Consider the following 17,986-nt stretch of genomic DNA (forward strand, 5'->3'; position numbering starts at 1 on the left):
ACAGAGCGTAACCGATTGCATCCACACTTTTTTGCAAAAAAACCTTGCGCTCCTCTGTGAGCATGTTACTTTCGACTGAATAACTTGCTGATTTAGAATTTGATCCCGCTCACATGTTATCCTCTCAGACCACCTCAATTTTCACCGTAAGCCGCCTGAATCAGACGGTTCGTTTGCTGCTTGAGCAGGAAATGGGACAGGTGTGGATCAGCGGTGAAATCTCGAATTTCACTCAGCCGTCCTCCGGTCACTGGTATTTCACGCTCAAAGATGACACCGCTCAGGTACGCTGTGCGATGTTTCGTAACAGCAACCGCCGGGTAACGTTTCGTCCGCAGCATGGGCAGCAGGTGTTGGTACGCGCCAATATTACGTTGTACGAACCGCGCGGCGACTACCAGATAATTGTTGAGAGCATGCAGCCTGCTGGCGAAGGTTTGCTGCAGCAAAAATATGAGCAACTTAAGGCTAAACTGCAGGCTGAAGGACTGTTCGATCAGCAATACAAGCAACCTCTACCTTCACCGGCCCACTGCGTCGGGGTGATTACCTCGAAAACCGGGGCTGCGCTGCACGATATTCTCCATGTGTTGAAACGTCGAGATCCATCCCTGCCTGTGATTATCTACCCAACCGCTGTCCAGGGCGACGATGCGCCGGGGCAGATCGTTCGCGCCATTGAACTGGCAAACGCACGGGGCGATTGCGATGTGCTGATCGTCGGGCGCGGCGGCGGTTCGCTGGAAGATTTGTGGAGCTTTAACGACGAACGCGTGGCACGGGCGATTTTTGCCAGCCGTATTCCGGTGGTTAGCGCCGTTGGCCACGAAACCGACGTCACTATTGCCGATTTTATTGCAGATTTACGGGCGCCTACGCCATCAGCTGCGGCAGAAATTGTCAGCCGTAATCAGCAGGAGTTGCTGCGTCAGATCCAGTCCGCCCAGCAACGTCTGGGTATGGCGATGGATTACTATCTTGCCAACCGCAACCGTCGTTTCACGCAGATATTCCATCGTCTGCAACAGCAGCATCCGCAACTGCGTCTGGCCCGTCAGCAGACCGTGTTGCAACGACTGCGTCAGCGAATGAACTTTGCACTTGAGAATAAAATTAAACAGGCAAATCAGCGCCAACTGCGCGTAAGTCAACGCCTGAACCAACAAAACCCTCAGTCGCGCATTTATCGTGCGCAGACCCGTATTCAGCAACTGGAATATCGCTTGGCGGAGAATATCCGCGCACGTTTAAGCGAACAGCGCGAACGCTTTGGCAATGCGGTCACCCACCTGGAAGCCGTTAGCCCATTAGCAACGCTCGCACGCGGCTACAGCGTTTCAACCGCCACCAACGGCAAGGTTTTGAAAGAGGTCAAACAGGTTAAAACCGGCGACCTCATCACTACGCGACTCGAAGATGGCTGGGTTGAGAGCGAGGTCACAACCGTAACCCCGCAGAAAAAGACCCGCACACGTAAAAAAGCCCTGTAGCAATTCACTACTGCACGCAGGACGCGAAGCCACTGGTTTTCGCTGCATCAATATTGCAATTATCCGTTCCGTTCGACTCATTCACCGCACAGTAATAGCGGCTCCCTTTAGTTTTGGAAAGATAGGAGTAGCTTGGGGTTGACGGCCACCCCGTGGTGCTGAATATCCGATACAGTGAACGCAAATCTTCAGTAGCTGCCGCATTTTGTAAACTGCCGCACTGGGCGGCCAGATCCCAGGTAAGCGCATCGCTGGTATGCGCCATCGCCCAGTCTTCTTTATTTAGTACAACGTGCAGGGGCGGCTTCACGCCAGACGGCAATTCAGCCACCAATAGCGGGCGCTGCAAGGTCACGCCGTTAGTTGTTACAGTATCTGGCATGCGCCCCCAAAATGCGGCTTTATCCGTATCCGGGCTGGTGAGCACGTTAAAGATATTCTTCAATGACGCGCTGATCTGCGTGTTATCGACCAGAGTAGCCGTCAATGTTGTTTCAAGACCCAAACTCTTATTTTGCGCCAGCGTAAAAGTTGCCGTTCCATCCGCGCCCGTCGTACCAGTAAAGACACTGGCCGCGGTAGGCATATCTACCGTTGAATTCGCTGGGGTCTGTTCACGAAGTATCATATCGTCAGTGCCCATTTCAGCCTCAACGTCACCATCGGTTATCACCACCCCGGCGCGGTTGGTGGAATCGCCACGCGAGAGCGTAAATTTAGCATTAGCCACAGGCTTGCCGAGGGAGTCGTTCACCGTAACGGTCAGTGGAATGGTATCGCCCGCGTGCGCCACGGCAGCATTCTTACTGGTATCCATCGCCGTCGAAGTCAACATGATTGCCGAAACCGTGCTCCGCGGTTCCACAAGACAAACCTGCCCCGCTTTCGCCGTGGTTGAACTGGTTGTGCCGCTACCGCCTGTACTTAGCGTAATAAACTGGTAATTACCGCTGCTATTTTTGTCTGCTTCCCACCACGGCTTATCAGAGCCCGTAGGCCAACCGTAAGTGGTACCGATGCCTCCAGGGACGCTTAGGTTATCTATAAACAGCGTTTCCATATCGCTACGTAACGGTTGATAGGCTTTATCACACGCTGTCGCCCCCGCAATATCCGTATTTCCTGAAGTGACTTGCGGCCAAATTTCATTTTTGTACACATAGGTGCCACTATTCGAGGCCATTTCTGCAGCAAGCAGCGGTCGCCGGAAAACCGTGCCCGCGCTGTTGGTCGCCGTTTCAGGCATATGTCCCCAGTATTGCGCTTTGTCACTATCTGGGCTGGTAATGACGGTAAAGATCACATCCAGCCCAGAAGTCGGCAACGGATAGGCCGTAAGCTTGGCCGTAATCGTGGTTTTCTGCCCCATCGCTTCATCCTGACGCAGATTGAACGTGGCCGTCCCGTCAGCCCCGGTAACACCGCTAAAGACGACCGTTTTGGTGCTTAGTGCCATGGTTGTAGCCACTGGCGTGAGTTCATCCAGTTCGAGATCGTCCGTTCCGCCGTAACTATCGGCAGTCAAAACCACTCCACTGCGCGAAACGCCATCACCACGAGAAATGGTAAACGCGGCATTGGCAGCCGGTGCGCCGTTAGTATCTTTTATCGTCACGGTCAGCGGGATGGTCTCTCCCTTTTTCACCTTCGCGACCTGAGTCGTTGTATCAAACGCACTGGAGCTCAGCGTAATGGTGGCAGGCAGCGGCGCATGCTCATCCGCCCGACAGGTTTGCATCGCCGTTGAGGACAATAAGGTCGTCGTCGTCGTTGTTCCCGTACTCAAATTGAGATTCTGGTATTGCCCGGTACTGGATAAATCGACCGCCCACCAACTTTTGCCTGACGACAATGGCCAGCCGAACGCGGTTTCCATCTCACCGTTTGGATACTTATTGTATAGCGCCTGTAAGTCACTGAGCAGTGGCTGGTACGCCGGATCACAACCTGTTGCCCCGGCAGTTTGCGCCTGCAGCGCTGTTGGGTATGCCCAATATTCGTTATTACGATTATAGAAACCCACGTCAGAAGGAAGTTCCGATTGCAATTTCGGCCGCAGATAGGTCACTCCATTCGGCCCCGCGACCGTTTCCGGCATATGCCCCCAACGGAACGCGCCGTCCACATCCGGGCTGGTGAGAACCGTAAAGATCGCGCCCACGGCAGTGGAGTTGACACCGGAATCAGCAAGCTGCGCGTAGACTTCCGTTCTCAGCCCCGTTGATGCGTCCTGACTCAATTCGATGTCCGTTTGACCATTGTTCCCCGTCATGCTGTACCAGGACGAGTTCGCATTCATTAACATCGACGTCGCTATCGGCGCAGTGGATACAAGCGTCATCGTTGCCGCTGATGAGACATCGGCAATCGCCTCACCGGATGGACTGGAGCGGGTGTAAGAAGTGCCGCGAATAAATTTAAAGGCGACGCCCGCCACGGGTTTTCCGGAGTCATCGGTCACACTGACCGTTAAGGGCAGTTTTTCACCTTTTGGCACAACATATCCCGCTTTGTGCGTGTCCAAGGTTTTGCTGGATGAGAGCACAATATTGAGCGCAACCGGCGCTACGCGGCAGAGTTGCATACCGGAGATGCTCGACGTGCTCTTTACCACACTGCCCGAAAAGAGATTCACGTTTTGATTGAGCAACACGTTGCCCGAAACCGCATAATTGCCAGCCAGCCACACCGGTGATGAATCGGTGACCGGAAGACCAAACTCACTGGCCAGCGCACCTTGAGGATAATCAGACTGCAATGTCGTAAGATCGCTTAATGTTGCATTCGACATCCTGTCACACGGGCTGGCGCTGCTCTTTAAGAACGCGTTATCGCTATAGGTATACCAGGTTTCATTATTCAGCGTATAGCCGGTGGTGCCCTTCGTTGAGGACAGTTCGCTACGCAGTAGAGGCCTTTTGAACTGGGTGCCAGCGCTGTTGGTTAAGGTGTCAGGCATATGGCCCCACATCGTCGCCTTGTCGCTGTCAGGACTGGTGATAACAGTAAAGATGGCCTGTTTTGAATCCGTCAGCGCAGTGTTTTCCGCAAGCGTAGCTGTCAGCACCGTTTTCAAGCCGGTGGTCTGTAGCTGAGAGACGTTAAACGTCACCCTACCCGAGTCATCAGTGCGCACAAAGACAGACTTTTCGGCAGAGTCGAGTATTGATGTGGCTGGCTCTGCCGGAACAATATCACTTAACGTTATGTCATCTGCGCCATTCAGGGTATAGGCTGTTCCTTTACGAGTCAGCGCCTCACCGCGAGTGATTTTCACCAGCGCATTGCCTACAGACTGCCCCAGGCTATCCGTCACCTGAACAGTGGCCGCAATCTCTTCACCTTTTTTAGCTTTTGTTATGCCGGTGGCTTCATCCTGGCCCGCCAAAGTCAGCGTCAGTTTGTTGGCCAATGACCGCGCAGATGCCAGGCACGTCTGCATAAAATAGGAGGATGTGCTCGTTGTCGCCGTAACGCTTCCATCGAGAAGTAGATTGACGAGCGCATATTGCGGCTCGGTGCCGCTATCATTGAGGATATAATCACCGGCCCACCAGTACTGGCTGGCACCGGCGTTGCTCAGGTTGCTTACCGGCCAACCGTTTGCCGTGCGCATTTGACCAGAAGGGTAACGTTGATAGAGGCTTTGAAGATTGCCTAGCGTAGGCAGCAACGCCTGACCACAGCCACCATTTGTGCCTTTCCAGGCATAACTTGACGTCACCATTCCCCAGGTCTCGCCCTGGTCATAACTCCCATTCGCGAGAGTGACCCTCTTGCCCGGCGTGGCGCTGAACTCACTTGCAAGAAGCGGACGTTTATACACCACTCCTGCGCTGTCGGTAAGCGTCTCAGGCATGTGTCCCCAATAGTTGGCTTTGACGGTATCCGGACTGGTTACCACGCTAAAAACTACCGGCAGCGTTTGAGGGGCGTCCGTTGAATCATTTAATGATGCCCGTAGTGGCGTTTTGAAGCCCGCCCCTCCATCTTGTGAGATATCCAGAGTCAAAGTGCCATCATCCCCAGTTGCGCTGTAATAAGCCACGCCGCTGTTACGGGTCTCTGCATGATTAATTTGGATCGCGGCGGCAACCGTCTGGTTGATACTCTGATCGGCACGACCGACGCTGTCGCCGCGCGTCAAATTAACAGGCGTATTGGCGACTGGTTTGCCGTCATCGTCAAGCGTTGTGATCACCACAGGGATCGTTTCCCCAACTTTGGCTTTGGCAAACCCATCGCTGTCTTTATAGGCTGACGATGTCAACATGAGATGTGTCGCAACCGGATGAGCCGTTTTCAAACAGCTAAAATAGAGCTTTTCACTCCATAGCTGCGACGTGATGCCGTTGTCACGCAAGTTAAGGGACTTCACGTAGCGGCTTTCCGTTGAGCGACTGAGATCGGCGGTGCTGTTCTGGTAATTTTTGCCGTCAAGCGGCCATCCCTGCTGCGAATTCATCGCACCGCCAGGCCAGGCTGAATAGAGCGATTGTAAATCGGCAAGCGTCGGCGCATAGCCTGCGCCACAGGCGTGCTGAACAACGTCGAAATCTGCCGTCGCCCAGATTTCATTGTTCTCCTGGCTGCTACCGGCATCAATACCGCCACCGATTTCGGCAATAAGCTGCGGACGTCTAAAGACTTCACCACTGGCAGCGGTAACCGTTTCCGGCATGTGTCCCCACATCTGCGCCTTATCGTTATCCGGGCTAGTGATGACGGTAAAAATGGTCTCCAGCGTATCGCTAACGCTGGCGTTTTCGTACAGCGCAGCGGTAATGGCGACCTTGGTGCCGGTGGTTTCCGGGCGGGTCACATTGATAACTTTGCTGCCATCACTGCCGGTCAGGCCTCCAATTTTAGTGGCGGTATCATTTAATGACTCACCGTCAATCACCACCGCGGAAGCAATACCATCTTCGCTACCGGCTATATGCGGTGTGCCCTGTCGCGTGTAGCCATCGCCACGGCTGAGCACGAAAGGCGCGTCTGGCAGCGGATTGCCGTCGGCATCTTTAACGGTCACCTTCAATTGCAGGATTTCGCCTTTTTTGACTTTAGCGGCCTTAAGCGTGTCGCTCCACTGTGCGTGGTTGACTGGCTCAAGGACGATCGACGTTGCCGAGGCATTATCACGGGTTAGACAACTGGTATACACCGACGCATCGCTCTGCGCGGTGATGCTACCGTTGGCAAGCGAAGCCGTTTGCCAGGCAGTGGCGCTGCTAAATGTCGATGACCAGTAATAATTCGTGACCGGCCATCCCTGCTCACTGTGCATCACACCGCCGCTGTTAGCGTTATACAAGGCGCTAAGCTGATCGGCTCGCGGTAAGCGATTTACCCCGCAACCTCCGGCAGCGGTACTCCCCGCCGCAACGGCGTGCGTCACCCGCGCCCACGTTTCATTATTCTCAAGCTGCGTGCGTGTTGGGGTAACTTCGCTCGCCAGCTTAGGCCGTTCAAAGGTTAAACCATCTACGGTCACCGTTTCCGCCATATGCCCCCACATTTCGGCATTCGGGGTATCCGGGCTGGTTGGCACCGTAAACTTCACGCTGCGCGCGAGGGGTGTAGAAATGAGCGAGTTAACGGGAATGAGGGTCAGTATGGTCAAAAGCCCCGCCCCTTGCGGCTGCTCGATAGTCAGAGTGGCATTGCCACTGGCGTCGGTCGCGCCTGAATAGGTCATCGATGCCTGTGAGGGGCCATACGCTTCTCCGTCTATCGTCAGCGCACCGTTCGTGGGGTCAGTGAAGCCCGTCGTCAGGCCGCTACGATTCCTGCCGTGTGCCATGGTGACGGTATAGGCCGCATTGGGTACGACCAGCCCATTCAGCGCATTGACAGAGTGGATTGTCATGGTGATTTTTTCACCGACTTTTGCCGTCGCCTGCTTGAGGTTTTCGTCGCCGTTTAATGCTACCTCTAACCGCGTGACGAGTTCATTGCCAGAGCAGGTCAGGTAGTTCGGTTGCGTACCGCTAAAGAAGGAATCATTGCCGTTAACCAGGTTAACGTGGGCAGTCTGACTGCCGTCAGAATCGGCAGAGATATAGTTATAGTTTGCTGTCGGCCAGCCGAAGGTGGTTAGCATGGTGTTCGCGGAGTGTGCCGCGTACAGGGCATCAAGGATTGCTTGCCCCGGCACCTGATTCGAACCACATTGCGCGGTCGCAGCAGCAACCGAATTGAAGGTGGCCCAGTCTTCATGGTTCTCAATAGTCGACCCGGTGTTCGACGTGGCTTCATCGGCCAACAGCGGACGCTTATAAATATTCCCCGCTTCGACTACGCCCTGCATATGGCCCCACATGCGCGCTTTCGCAACGTCGGGGCTGGTCACCACAGTGAAGATAACGTTCGCTGTCGCCGTTGTGCCATCGCTTAGCACCACACGCAGCGGAGTTAACACACCAGCACCGTTATCCTGGGTAAGCTCTACAGACAGTTTTCCGTCAGCCCCGGTAATGGCGTGATAATGATTCGGGGTACCAGAGCCTTGAAGGCCCACCAGCACCGGATTATCCGACCAACCGTAAGCGGCTGCCTGCGCCGTGGCCTGCGCGTTATTTTGCCCTTTTCGGTTCTGTTCATCGCCAATAAAGAGATCGAAGGAGCGATAAGGCAGCGCCTGCCCGGTCGCTTTATCGGTCACGCGAATAACCATACTGATGCTGTCGCCAACGCGAACTTTGGCGGCGCCCGACGCGCTATCCATGTTGTCGAGTGACAACGTCAGCTCCGGCGTTATCGCTGGGGAGGCTTTATCTACACAACTGGTCAACGACGTCGTGCTATCCGGCTCATCCACGACGCTGCGGCTTAGCATATTCACACCGAGATGGTACTGTTGGAGCGTACCTTCGGAAGAAGACCAATATTCATTGGTACCTGCAACCGGCCAACCAAGCTGGGTAACCAGATCGCCGGTGGCGATTTTCAGCCCCATTAACTGGCGGGCATCTGGCAGAATTTCGCAGTGGCTATCCGCGCCACGCCAGTCAAACACAGCCCAACTCTCATTGTTGGCACTCACCGTACCACTTTTGTTGGCGGTTTCCGTCGCCAGGCTCGGACGGCTAAAGGTATAGGTTTCCCCTTCAACATCTGCCGTGGCACTCTCCGCCATATGCCCCCACATGTTGGCACTGGCGCTGTCCGGGCTCGTCAGAGTGGTGAAAATAACATCAATGTGCGCCTGTAGGCTGGGCGCATTGGCTGGCGCAATCGTCAGCGGGGTTTTCACGCCAGGACCGTTGGCTTGAGTCACCACGACCGTGGCTTTACCGTTGGCATCCGTAACGCCGCGATACTCTGTCGCCGTCGTCGTCAGCTCGGTATTGCCTACGTGGACTGGTGCGCTATTGTTCACCACGCCTTGACGATTCAGGGCATCGCCGCGAGTCATTACAAATGCCGTATTCCCGACCGCATTGCCATGACAGTCATGCGTGGTTACGGTGAGCATCACGCTATCCCCCGCCTTCACCCTCGCCGCTTTAAGCGTATCGTTAAAGCTATCCGCCATCACCGTGACCGGATCACCCACCGCAGGGGAAATCGTAACCGGGATTTTGTTCTCCAGTACGTTAACGATGTTACTAAAGGGCGTGCCCGTCTTGGTTTGCAGATAGAGCAGTGGTGCAGTACCGTTGGTTGCGCCTTCGAGTTGCGGCCAAATCACATAGCTTTTGCCGGCCATGTTTTGCATGCAGAAGGATTGATTGGCGACGGGCTGCGGGCTGAGCGGTGTATCGGGCGTCGCGGCATCGGCCCATATGAGCGTAATAGCCGGAGGAGAATCCTGCCAGCGTACGGGCGGTACGGAAAAAATATCCCCTTCCGTATCTTTAGGATTGACAAGATTCAGCGCGCCAGGCGTATCGTCAGTGCTAAAATCATGCGGCATCGCGCTGAAGCTTACGGTATGCGTCTTATCAGGCTCCAGCAAAACGCTGCCCTGATAGACGGGGACGGTGACCCCATCGGCCATCGGCACAGTACCGTTTACGCCATCCGTCGAGAGATTCAACTCCTGCCAGGTACCGCTTTTCAACGCCGCACTGGCCGGGGCCGCCAGCGTGCTAATGACCCATAGCAGAATCACCACCAGGCGGAACCCTACATCTCTACGCAAACGACCAACCATAACTAATGCCCACCTGTTTCTTCATGCCTTCAACACCCTTTGCTTAACCCTCAGCTAAGCAAAGGACGCGGAAAGAACCATTCCCTTCCGGGAATGGTTCTTTTGTGAATTACTTGCGTTGATAATCGATAGACAGCCCGTAACCCTGGACACCATCGTTGCCAAGGGTAACCCCGCCGCTGTCGCCATTGTCGAAGGCGCTCTTCGCCTCGAGGTTGGTAAGAGGAATAACCAGATCGCGGTTGTTGTAGGTCGTGCTGACAATACCGCCCGCCGCACCAAGCTGTTTGCTGGTACCGGTAAACTTCCAGCGATAGTTGTATTCGCTGGTAACATCTTCACCGGCTTCGTAGGTTCCGTTACCGTTTTTATCTTTCCACAACAGCACTTTATAAGTGGTGTTGGTTTTGAGTTTGGTTGCCGTGCCCAGCAGGTTGGTCGTCGATCCCGACTCGTAAATCACGACAGACACGTTATCGTCGACTACCGGACCTTCCGGAATATCATCATCGTCAGCCCCCCCACCCGCATTGGTGGAAAGGTCGTTGAGCAGCAGGACATCAGCCATATTCGGATCACCGGTGGTCGTGGTCGGTGTGATTTTAATACCGATATAATAATCGGCATCGTCGGCCGTAATGCTATAGCTGGTTTGTCCCGTGGTACCGCTAATCTCAGCGGCATCAGAACCATCCTGATTCTTAGAACGCACCCACACGACCGTCCCTTTGGTGGCGGTGTTATTGGTATCCAGATCGCCTTCGGTATCTCCGATAGCCCAATCCACGCTCACCTTGTCACCAATATGGAACTGTTTATCGCCGTCGGAGCCGCCGATGGTACGCGTGCCGCGATCGATACTCACCGTCACGTGGTTTTTATCGGTTTCAGCGGCCTTATCACTGCTGCGCGTGATCCACGGCACGGTACCTTGAATGGAGCCTGTGGTATCCGTCACTAGCTGCCATTGACCGCTTTTCAAATTGCCAGCCGCCATTGCGGGTACAGAGCAGTAACCTGCCACTACCAGTGCCAGTGCGACCTGAGTTAGCCGCTGTTTCATTTTTAACGCCATTAAGACTCTCCTTTTCTTTATGTATCAGCGAGTGCTGGTCAGCTGCTCTGCTGCTGTTTCTGGCTATACAAAACCCGTAAGCCGTATCCCTGAACACCATCCTCAACGTTCGCATCAAACTTCTGCGCCGCGTCTTTGTTGGTCGCAGGAAGTATTAAATCTTCATTAAGGGTATGAGACTGCGCACCGGTGTGACCATTGGTACTCTGGCCGGTGAACTCCCATTGGTAGTCATACAGCGCCATTTCTTCTGCGCTGAGCTGTTCCACCATCTGGAACACGCCGTCTTTGTTTTTGTCACGCCACAGTACAAAGCGATAGCCATTGTTAACGGTGGGATGCACTTCCTTATTGCCAATAAGGTTTACCGGCTTTGATTTTTTCAGCTGGTAAATCAAACCATTAAGTTTTTCATCCGAGGTGCCAATAAAGGTGACATCAACGAAGTTACTGTCGCCATACGCCGCTTCTCTCGCTTTCCAGCGGAAAGTACCCGGTAGCGTACTGGCCAATGTGACGGTCCCCGCTTTTTTGTCACGTTCCGCCACAAATACGCAGGGCGTTTGTGCCGCACAGGGGGCATTGGCGAGCGATACTTTTTTATCATTGCTGTCGTACAGCGCTGGCGCCATAGTGTCGTCAACCAGCACATTACCGCTGCGGTCAGTGCTGTCGCCGAAGGCGTCGGTTAACAGCAAATCCATGACCACGCCGTCTTTACCATCTGCCTGCGCACTGGCTTCATGGCTATGATCGCTGCGATCGGTGTCAGCAATATTGTCTACAACCAGCTCAATTTTACGGCCCTGTTGCACCACAATATCGACCACGCCCGAGTTCTGCCGATTGCCCTTTTCATCCTCCAGGGTCATGCGAAGTTTCCAGCTGTTGAGCGCCAGTCGTTCCGCTTCCGTCTGCGCGTTGACCCATGCAGGAAGCACCAAACCCCAACTGTTGTTGTTGCCTTCTTGCAGCATGTCGGCCTTCACCACCGGCATCACGAGGGTGCGATTAGCATTACTTTTGGCCTGCCATGAGGCGGCGATAATTTTGTAGTGGTGATTGATTAAGGCATTCACCGTCCACTTACATTTCTCAAGCCCGATCGCCGCTTCCGGCGTATCCTGGATCACGCACTCCGGGTGCGTATTGGTTGCATCGGCTTTAAGCCAAAGCGTGACGTCCAGTGGATCTTTTTCCCGATACTCCAGGACAATAAAATTGTTACGCTCGACGAAATCATGTCGGCTCCCCATTAAAGAGCGCTGGGTTTTGACATTTTCCGGATCAAGCTGTGCGGCAAGCGGAGTGCCAAACTGATAGGTCAGCGTCGCGTTAACGCTGAGATCGTTGTTATCTCCCGTACCGGCTTTATAGTCCGTGCCAACGGTCAGCATCGGCACCGGGGTGTAATTCACACCTAAGGTCACCGCATGAGGATTTTTTTCTAAGTTATCCGTACCAAACAGAGCCACCTGGTCACCGTAGTACTGCTCATAAACCAGTTTGCCTCCAAGCTGCGGATAAAATGGTAGCCAGGTCTCCGCGCGGATATCCCAGCCACGAGCAGGACGCTCTTCATAAAAATCAAAGTCCGGGGAGTCCTTCCAGTCTGAAAGCGGATGATAATAGTTGCCGGAAAATTTGAGATAATCAGTCCAGGCTTCAGCCCCTAACCCTAATCGACGATGACCGCGCGTAAAGTCATAGTCGTAAAAGGTATTCCCCCCCAATAGCCAGTCGCCGACATTCTGACGAATACCGACACCGATATTCCCGATCGTTCTGTCCTCTTTACGCTGCATAGATAACTGAGTAAAAAACAATCTTTCCTGGTTATCGTACAGCGGAACAAAATAATCCAGCGAACTGCCATCGAAATTACCCTCCGCCGTGACGGAAAGGTTGGTCCTTAATTTCCCATAAGGTGAAAGTGCTGAATCAAGATAAGATTGAGCAGAAGATGTTAATTGATTTTGTAAATAGCTTTGCGCTTGTGACTTAAGTGCTTCCGGTGTTAAATTGCTGAAATTCTGCATCGCCGAACTGACGGCATAATTCCCCCCGGCCTCGGCCCACCCCTGCTTCGCCGTTGTTTTTTTATTTTGCGCATTCGCTTTGCTATCGAGTTCAGGGAGTGACTCCTCTATGGATTGAGTGTCGTCCTCCACACTATCTCGATCCGGCATGGCATACACTGCGCCGGGTATAATATTAATTAAAAGTAATATTATATAGAGAATCCATTCACGCACGCTATATCCTTATAGCTGCCGCCTTTAATCATTACTTGCCAGAAGTATATATACCCTGAAAAATAGATACCAGACACACTAACCTAGATGAATTCTTAAAATTTAGGATATTAGAGGTAATACTAATTATCATTATTAGAGAGAGAATAAATAAGGATGCTTATTAAAATAAGCATCCTTTATTTATCAATCGACAAGGATGTACTCAACAGATTTCTTCGAAATGAGGCCATGTCCGTGCTGGCAGAAAAAATCCACCGCGCCGCAGGCTTTCAACACTTCTAACGGTTTATGGCATGTCGGACAACGCGGTTCAAGAGTGAAGTCACGCTTACAGCGCTCGCAGTGGGCATGATTTCCCAGGACGTCGAGCGGCGACTGACAGGTTGGGCAGGTAAATTCCATAGCGGCTCCTCGTTAAATGTTTTTGTAACTGTATGGTATCACGACTTAGCCACCCAGAGTCCCGCGCAGAATTTGCTGCATAGTCAACAGCGTTTCCACCTCGGCAATGCGTCGCTGCGTAAGCTTTGCCACTTCTTCAGGTGCACGCACAAAAAGGTTATCTGGGCCGAGTATCTGCTCCTCCAGGCAGTGGGCATACACTGCACCAGGACGCGTCCAGCTTAGGACACGCTGGCCGGAAATTAGCTCGACCCGTTCTCCTCCGGCAAACCGATTCTGGCTAATGATTCGTCCATCACGCAGATATAAGCGCAGCCCCTTACGTTCAACGCCCGGCCCGGCATATTTGTTTAGCCATATATTTACCGGGATACCACCAAGGTGCCCCTGTAGATGCGCCTCCCCTTCCGCCGTTTCAACATCGCCGCTGGCAATCGGCCTACCAAGCCGGTCCTTCACGGCCTTTGCAACCAGTTCTATTTCACCGCTACCGCCGAGATAGCGCACCGTTTCACGCAGCATCGCCAGCACGTGGGTACCAATATCCAGAATCACACCATCCGGATGACGAAGCTCACGCGTGTCCGGTTCACCGGTGGCAAAATTGAGCGCGATTGGTTCCCCTGCGGCGTTAAATCCGCTCGGCTCCTGTAAAAAGCCTTCGATTTTAACAACGTCCGAAAAGTGAGAGACAAGTACTTGTAGTTGGTGATCGCCCTGCCACTGCGGAGCGAGTTTACCCAATGCCAGTTGCATGGCGCCATTGCGCGCCATCCAGTGGTCGAGCGCCAGCACGCGATCGGAGGCACCGGGTTTAGCCAGTAGCGTTTTCAGTTTTTCAATTTGGGAGAGTGTGGCGACAATGGGTTTTTCGACCACGATACGCGCCAGGGGAGCAGACAGGGCTTGTTCAAGCACATCGAGATGATGAAGAGAAGCGGTGGTGATAAACAGGATATCAAGCGGTTTCTCAAGAAGCTCGGCAAGAGAAGTACAACATGTCATCCCTGCTGGCTGCCTGGTGGGTTCAACATCAAATCCCACACAGCGTAGTGAATCACCAAAAAGGTTACGTAATGCGGGCAAGTATGCCGTTTCCACGACAGCGCCCAGCCCAACAAACCCTAACAGCATGTTCTCACCTCGTAAATTGAATGGCCGGAACATAACGTCTGCCCCGGCACAATCGAGGTGTTATCAGGCGCTAGTTGCCGGTTTAGTTTGCGTATTCTCCAGCATGCGACGAATCGGAACAATAAGGACGATCAGTACCGCGGCGCAAATCAGCAGCGCAATTGAGCAGCGAGCAAAGAGATCCGGCAGCATATCCAGCTGGTCAGCCTTCACATGACCGCCAATCAAACCTGCGGCCAGGTTACCCAGCGCACTGGCACAGAACCACAGGCCCATCATCTGCCCACGCATTCTTTCCGGTGCCAGCAGCGTCATGGTCGCCAGACCGATCGGGCTCAGGCACAGCTCACCAAGCGTCAGCATCAGGATGCTACCCACCAGCCAGAATGGAGAAACGCCTGCTCCGCCGTTACTGAGAACGTTTTGCGCCGCCAGCATCATCAAGCCAAAACCTGCCGCCGCACACAAAATGCCAATAACGAACTTAGTGATGCTGCTCGGGCGAATGTTCATGCTCGCCAGCTTCGGCCACGCCCAACTGAATACCGGCGCCAGCAGGATGATAAACAGGGCGTTTATTGACTGGAACCACACCGCCGGGATTTCAAAATCACCGATCATACGGTTAGTGTAGTCGTTGGCGAACAGGTTGAACGAGGTTGGCTTTTGCTCAAACGCCGACCAGAAGAATGCGGCGGAAACCAGCAGGATAAAGCAAACCAGCAGCCTGGCGCGCTCTTTGCGATTCAGACCGGCAAAGATGAACAGGTAGATAAAGTAGAGTGCAACGGAGGCAGCAATCACGTACACCAGCATGCTGGCAACCGCGACCGGATTAATGACAATCACGCCCTGCGCAATCAGCGTAACGATAACAGCTACGCCGACGGCCAGCACCAGCAGCCACGCGCCCACACCGTTACGTTTCACTACCGGGCTGTTCCAGGTGGAGTCGAGTCCCACTTCACTGTCGTAGCGTTTCATCGATGGAACGGCAAATACGCGGAAGATGATCAGCGCCACCAGCATCCCAATACCACCGATGCCGAAGCCCCAGTGCCAGCCGTGGGTTTTAATCAGCCAGCCGGAGATCAACGGTGCAATAAACGACCCCATGTTGATGCCCATGTAGAACAGTGAGAAACCGCCGTCGCGACGCGCATCACCTTTTTTATACAGCGTGCCAACCATGACCGAAATACAGGTCTTAAACAGACCAGAACCGAGAACGATAAACATCAGGCCGATAAAGAACAGGTTGTTACCCATAATGGCCGAGAGTGCAATCGACAGATGACCAAGCGCAATCAGGATGGAGCCGTACCATACGGCTTTCTGTTGGCCGAGCCAGTTATCCGCCAACCAACCACCCGGCAACGCGGCGAGGTACATCGTACCGGCAAAGATACCCACAATCGCCGAGGCATTTTCACGCGCCAGCCCCATGCCGCCGTCATAGACGGTAGCAGCCATAAACAGGATCAGTAACGGGCGAATGCCGTAAAACGAGAAGCGCTCCCACATCTCTGTGAAGAACAGCGAGCCGAGCGGGTAAGGATGACCGAAGAAAGTTCGGCTTTCTTTTTGATTAACAGAGGATTGCATAATTCTCCCGAAAGTTATGTCGTCGTGCGTGTAAACACCGCGATGTACGCCAGCCAGTTACGTATCTGACCGATTTTTTACATGCGGCGAAAAGTTATTTAACCATTTGATAACCTAAGGCTAGTTTTGTCTAGTACCAGCCCCCGGACTTTAAGATGAAAACTCGACAAATGTCTACTTTCTTAGATTTAAACTTGGCAAAAAACGAATAGTGATTGACTTTACACAGGGGGAGATCAGCAATGGGCAGACGAAAAAAAACCCGCGACAAGCGCGAGTTTTTATCTGCATCAGCAACAGTTACTTGCTTTTTTTGATGTGCTTAATCAAACGCTTACGCTTACGCATCTGAGTCGGCGTCAATGTATTACGTTTGTTCGCAAACGGGTTCTCCCCTTCTTTGAACTGAATACGGATCGGCGTCCCCATTACGTCCAAAGACTTGCGGAAATAGTTCATCAGATAGCGCTTGTAGGAATCCGGCAGGTCTTTGACCTGGTTGCCGTGAATCACCACGATTGGCGGGTTATAACCACCGGCATGGGCATATTTCAGCTTCACACGACGACCACGCACCAGCGGCGGCTGATGATCTTCTACTGCCATAGTCATGATGCGCGTCAGCATCGCGGTGCTGACACGACGAGTGGAGCTGTCGTACGCTTCGCGGACCGATTCAAACAGATTACCCACACCGCTGCCGTGCAGCGCAGAGATAAAGTGTACGCGTGCAAAATCAATAAAGCCCAGACGGAAGTCCAGCGTCTCTTTGACCTGCTCTTTCACTTCCTGCGTCAGGCCGTCCCACTTATTGACTACGATAACAAGTGAGCGCCCACTATTGAGGATAAAGCCCAGCAGCGACAGGTCCTGATCGGAAATACCTTCACGCGCATCAATCACCAGCATCACCACGTTGGCGTCTTCAATCGCCTGCAGCGTTTTGATAACGGAGAATTTTTCTACCGCTTCGGTAATTTTGCCACGCTTACGCACACCCGCGGTATCGATCAGCACATATTCGCGTTCATCGCGTTGCATCGGGATATAAATACTGTCGCGCGTGGTTCCCGGCATGTCGTAAACCACCACGCGGTCTTCGCCGAGAATACGGTTAGTAAGCGTGGACTTACCTACGTTCGGACGGCCGACGATTGCCAGTTTAATCGGCAAATCCTGCGGGTTGAAATCGTCCTCAGGCTCTTCTTCGCCGTTTTCTTTGGCTTCAAGCTGCGCCCAGTATTCTGCGTCTTCATCCACTTCTTCCTGAGGAGCAACGTCATCCATCCACGGCAGCAGAACATGCTCCAGCAGGCTGAGAACACCACGACCATGGGACGCCGCAATCGGATAAATTTCACCCAGACCCAATGAGTAGAAATCAACAACCGCCTGGTCAGGATCGAGTCCGTCAGTTTTGTTGGCGACCAGGAACGTCGGTTTCTGGCGCGAACGCAGGTGTTTAGCAATAGCTTCATCCGCTGGCATCAGGCCAGCACGCGCATCCACCATGAACAGCACAACGTCTGCTTCTTCGATAGCCAACAGCGACTGTTCCGCCATACGGGTTTCAACACCGTCTTCGGTGCCATCAATACCGCCGGTATCAATACAGATAAACTCGCGGCCTTCAACTTCCGCACGACCGTACTTACGGTCACGAGTCAGACCCGGGAAATCCGCAACCAGCGCATCTCGGGTGCGAGTTAGACGGTTAAATAACGTGGATTTGCCAACGTTAGGGCGCCCGACAAGCGCGACCACAGGTACCATGTTTAAAGCCTCATTTAAAAAATCATCAGACAACGGGCACATTTTTTGCGCCGTTGTTAAAAACAGTAAAACGGCCCCTGCACCAGGAGCC

The 17,986-nt window shown here is 53.3% G+C and carries 8 protein-coding genes; 1 reads left to right on the forward strand and 7 read right to left on the reverse strand.

Translation table 11 applies throughout. From position 1 onward, the window contains the following. Positions 1-113 precede the first annotated feature (113 nt). On the forward strand, positions 114-1,490 hold the full coding sequence (gene xseA / locus E1B03_RS19480; RefSeq protein WP_103771587.1) for an exodeoxyribonuclease VII large subunit: 1,377 nt from the start codon (positions 114-116) through the stop codon (positions 1,488-1,490). A 7-nt stretch (positions 1,491-1,497) separates the two neighbouring features. Here the strand turns inward: xseA and E1B03_RS19485 are convergent, their stop codons facing one another. From E1B03_RS19485 to der, 7 genes are all read right to left on the reverse strand, one after another. Continuing rightward, positions 1,498-9,648: an adhesion domain-containing protein gene (locus E1B03_RS19485; protein ID WP_133086767.1), complete on the reverse strand. Its 8,151-nt coding sequence runs from the start codon at positions 9,646-9,648 to the stop codon at positions 1,498-1,500. A 109-nt stretch (positions 9,649-9,757) separates the two neighbouring features. Next, positions 9,758-10,723 (reverse strand): SinI family autotransporter-associated protein, encoded by a 966-nt coding sequence (locus E1B03_RS19490; RefSeq protein ID WP_103771585.1) that lies wholly within the window; start codon positions 10,721-10,723, stop codon positions 9,758-9,760. A 38-nt stretch (positions 10,724-10,761) separates the two neighbouring features. Further along, positions 10,762-12,912, reverse strand: a complete 2,151-nt coding sequence (gene sinH / locus E1B03_RS19495; RefSeq protein ID WP_246044121.1) for an intimin-like inverse autotransporter SinH — start codon at positions 12,910-12,912, stop codon at positions 10,762-10,764. 252 nt (positions 12,913-13,164) lie between these two features. Next, a complete protein-coding gene (locus E1B03_RS19500; RefSeq protein WP_103771583.1) occupies positions 13,165-13,383 on the reverse strand; it encodes a zinc ribbon domain-containing protein in 219 nt (72 codons plus the stop codon). 45 nt (positions 13,384-13,428) lie between these two features. Further along, on the reverse strand, positions 13,429-14,517 hold the full coding sequence (locus tag E1B03_RS19505; RefSeq protein WP_133086769.1) for a Gfo/Idh/MocA family oxidoreductase: 1,089 nt from the start codon (positions 14,515-14,517) through the stop codon (positions 13,429-13,431). Between the two features lie 63 nt (positions 14,518-14,580). Next, positions 14,581-16,122: a peptide MFS transporter gene (locus E1B03_RS19510; RefSeq protein ID WP_133086770.1), complete on the reverse strand. Its 1,542-nt coding sequence runs from the start codon at positions 16,120-16,122 to the stop codon at positions 14,581-14,583. A 300-nt stretch (positions 16,123-16,422) separates the two neighbouring features. Beyond that, a complete protein-coding gene (gene der, locus E1B03_RS19515; RefSeq protein ID WP_133086771.1) occupies positions 16,423-17,895 on the reverse strand; it encodes a ribosome biogenesis GTPase Der in 1,473 nt (490 codons plus the stop codon). Between the last annotated feature and the right edge of the window lie 91 nt (positions 17,896-17,986).

The organism is Citrobacter arsenatis (assembly GCF_004353845.1).
GTDB classification, from domain to species: Bacteria; Pseudomonadota; Gammaproteobacteria; order Enterobacterales; family Enterobacteriaceae; genus Citrobacter; species Citrobacter arsenatis.

Excerpts from the sequence above, each read along its gene's own strand:
- sinH (WP_246044121.1), bottom strand. The coding sequence starts at position 12,912 with ATGCCGGATCGAGATAGTGTGGAGGACGACACTCAATCCATAGAGGAG.
- E1B03_RS19500 (WP_103771583.1), bottom strand. The coding sequence starts at position 13,383 with ATGGAATTTACCTGCCCAACCTGTCAGTCGCCGCTCGACGTCCTGGGA.
- E1B03_RS19505 (WP_133086769.1), bottom strand. The coding sequence starts at position 14,517 with ATGCTGTTAGGGTTTGTTGGGCTGGGCGCTGTCGTGGAAACGGCATAC.
- E1B03_RS19510 (WP_133086770.1), bottom strand. The coding sequence starts at position 16,122 with ATGCAATCCTCTGTTAATCAAAAAGAAAGCCGAACTTTCTTCGGTCAT.
- xseA (WP_103771587.1), top strand. The coding sequence starts at position 114 with ATGTTATCCTCTCAGACCACCTCAATTTTCACCGTAAGCCGCCTGAAT.
- der (WP_133086771.1), bottom strand. The coding sequence starts at position 17,895 with ATGGTACCTGTGGTCGCGCTTGTCGGGCGCCCTAACGTTGGCAAATCC.
- E1B03_RS19490 (WP_103771585.1), bottom strand. The coding sequence starts at position 10,723 with ATGGCGTTAAAAATGAAACAGCGGCTAACTCAGGTCGCACTGGCACTG.
- E1B03_RS19485 (WP_133086767.1), bottom strand. The coding sequence starts at position 9,648 with ATGGTTGGTCGTTTGCGTAGAGATGTAGGGTTCCGCCTGGTGGTGATT.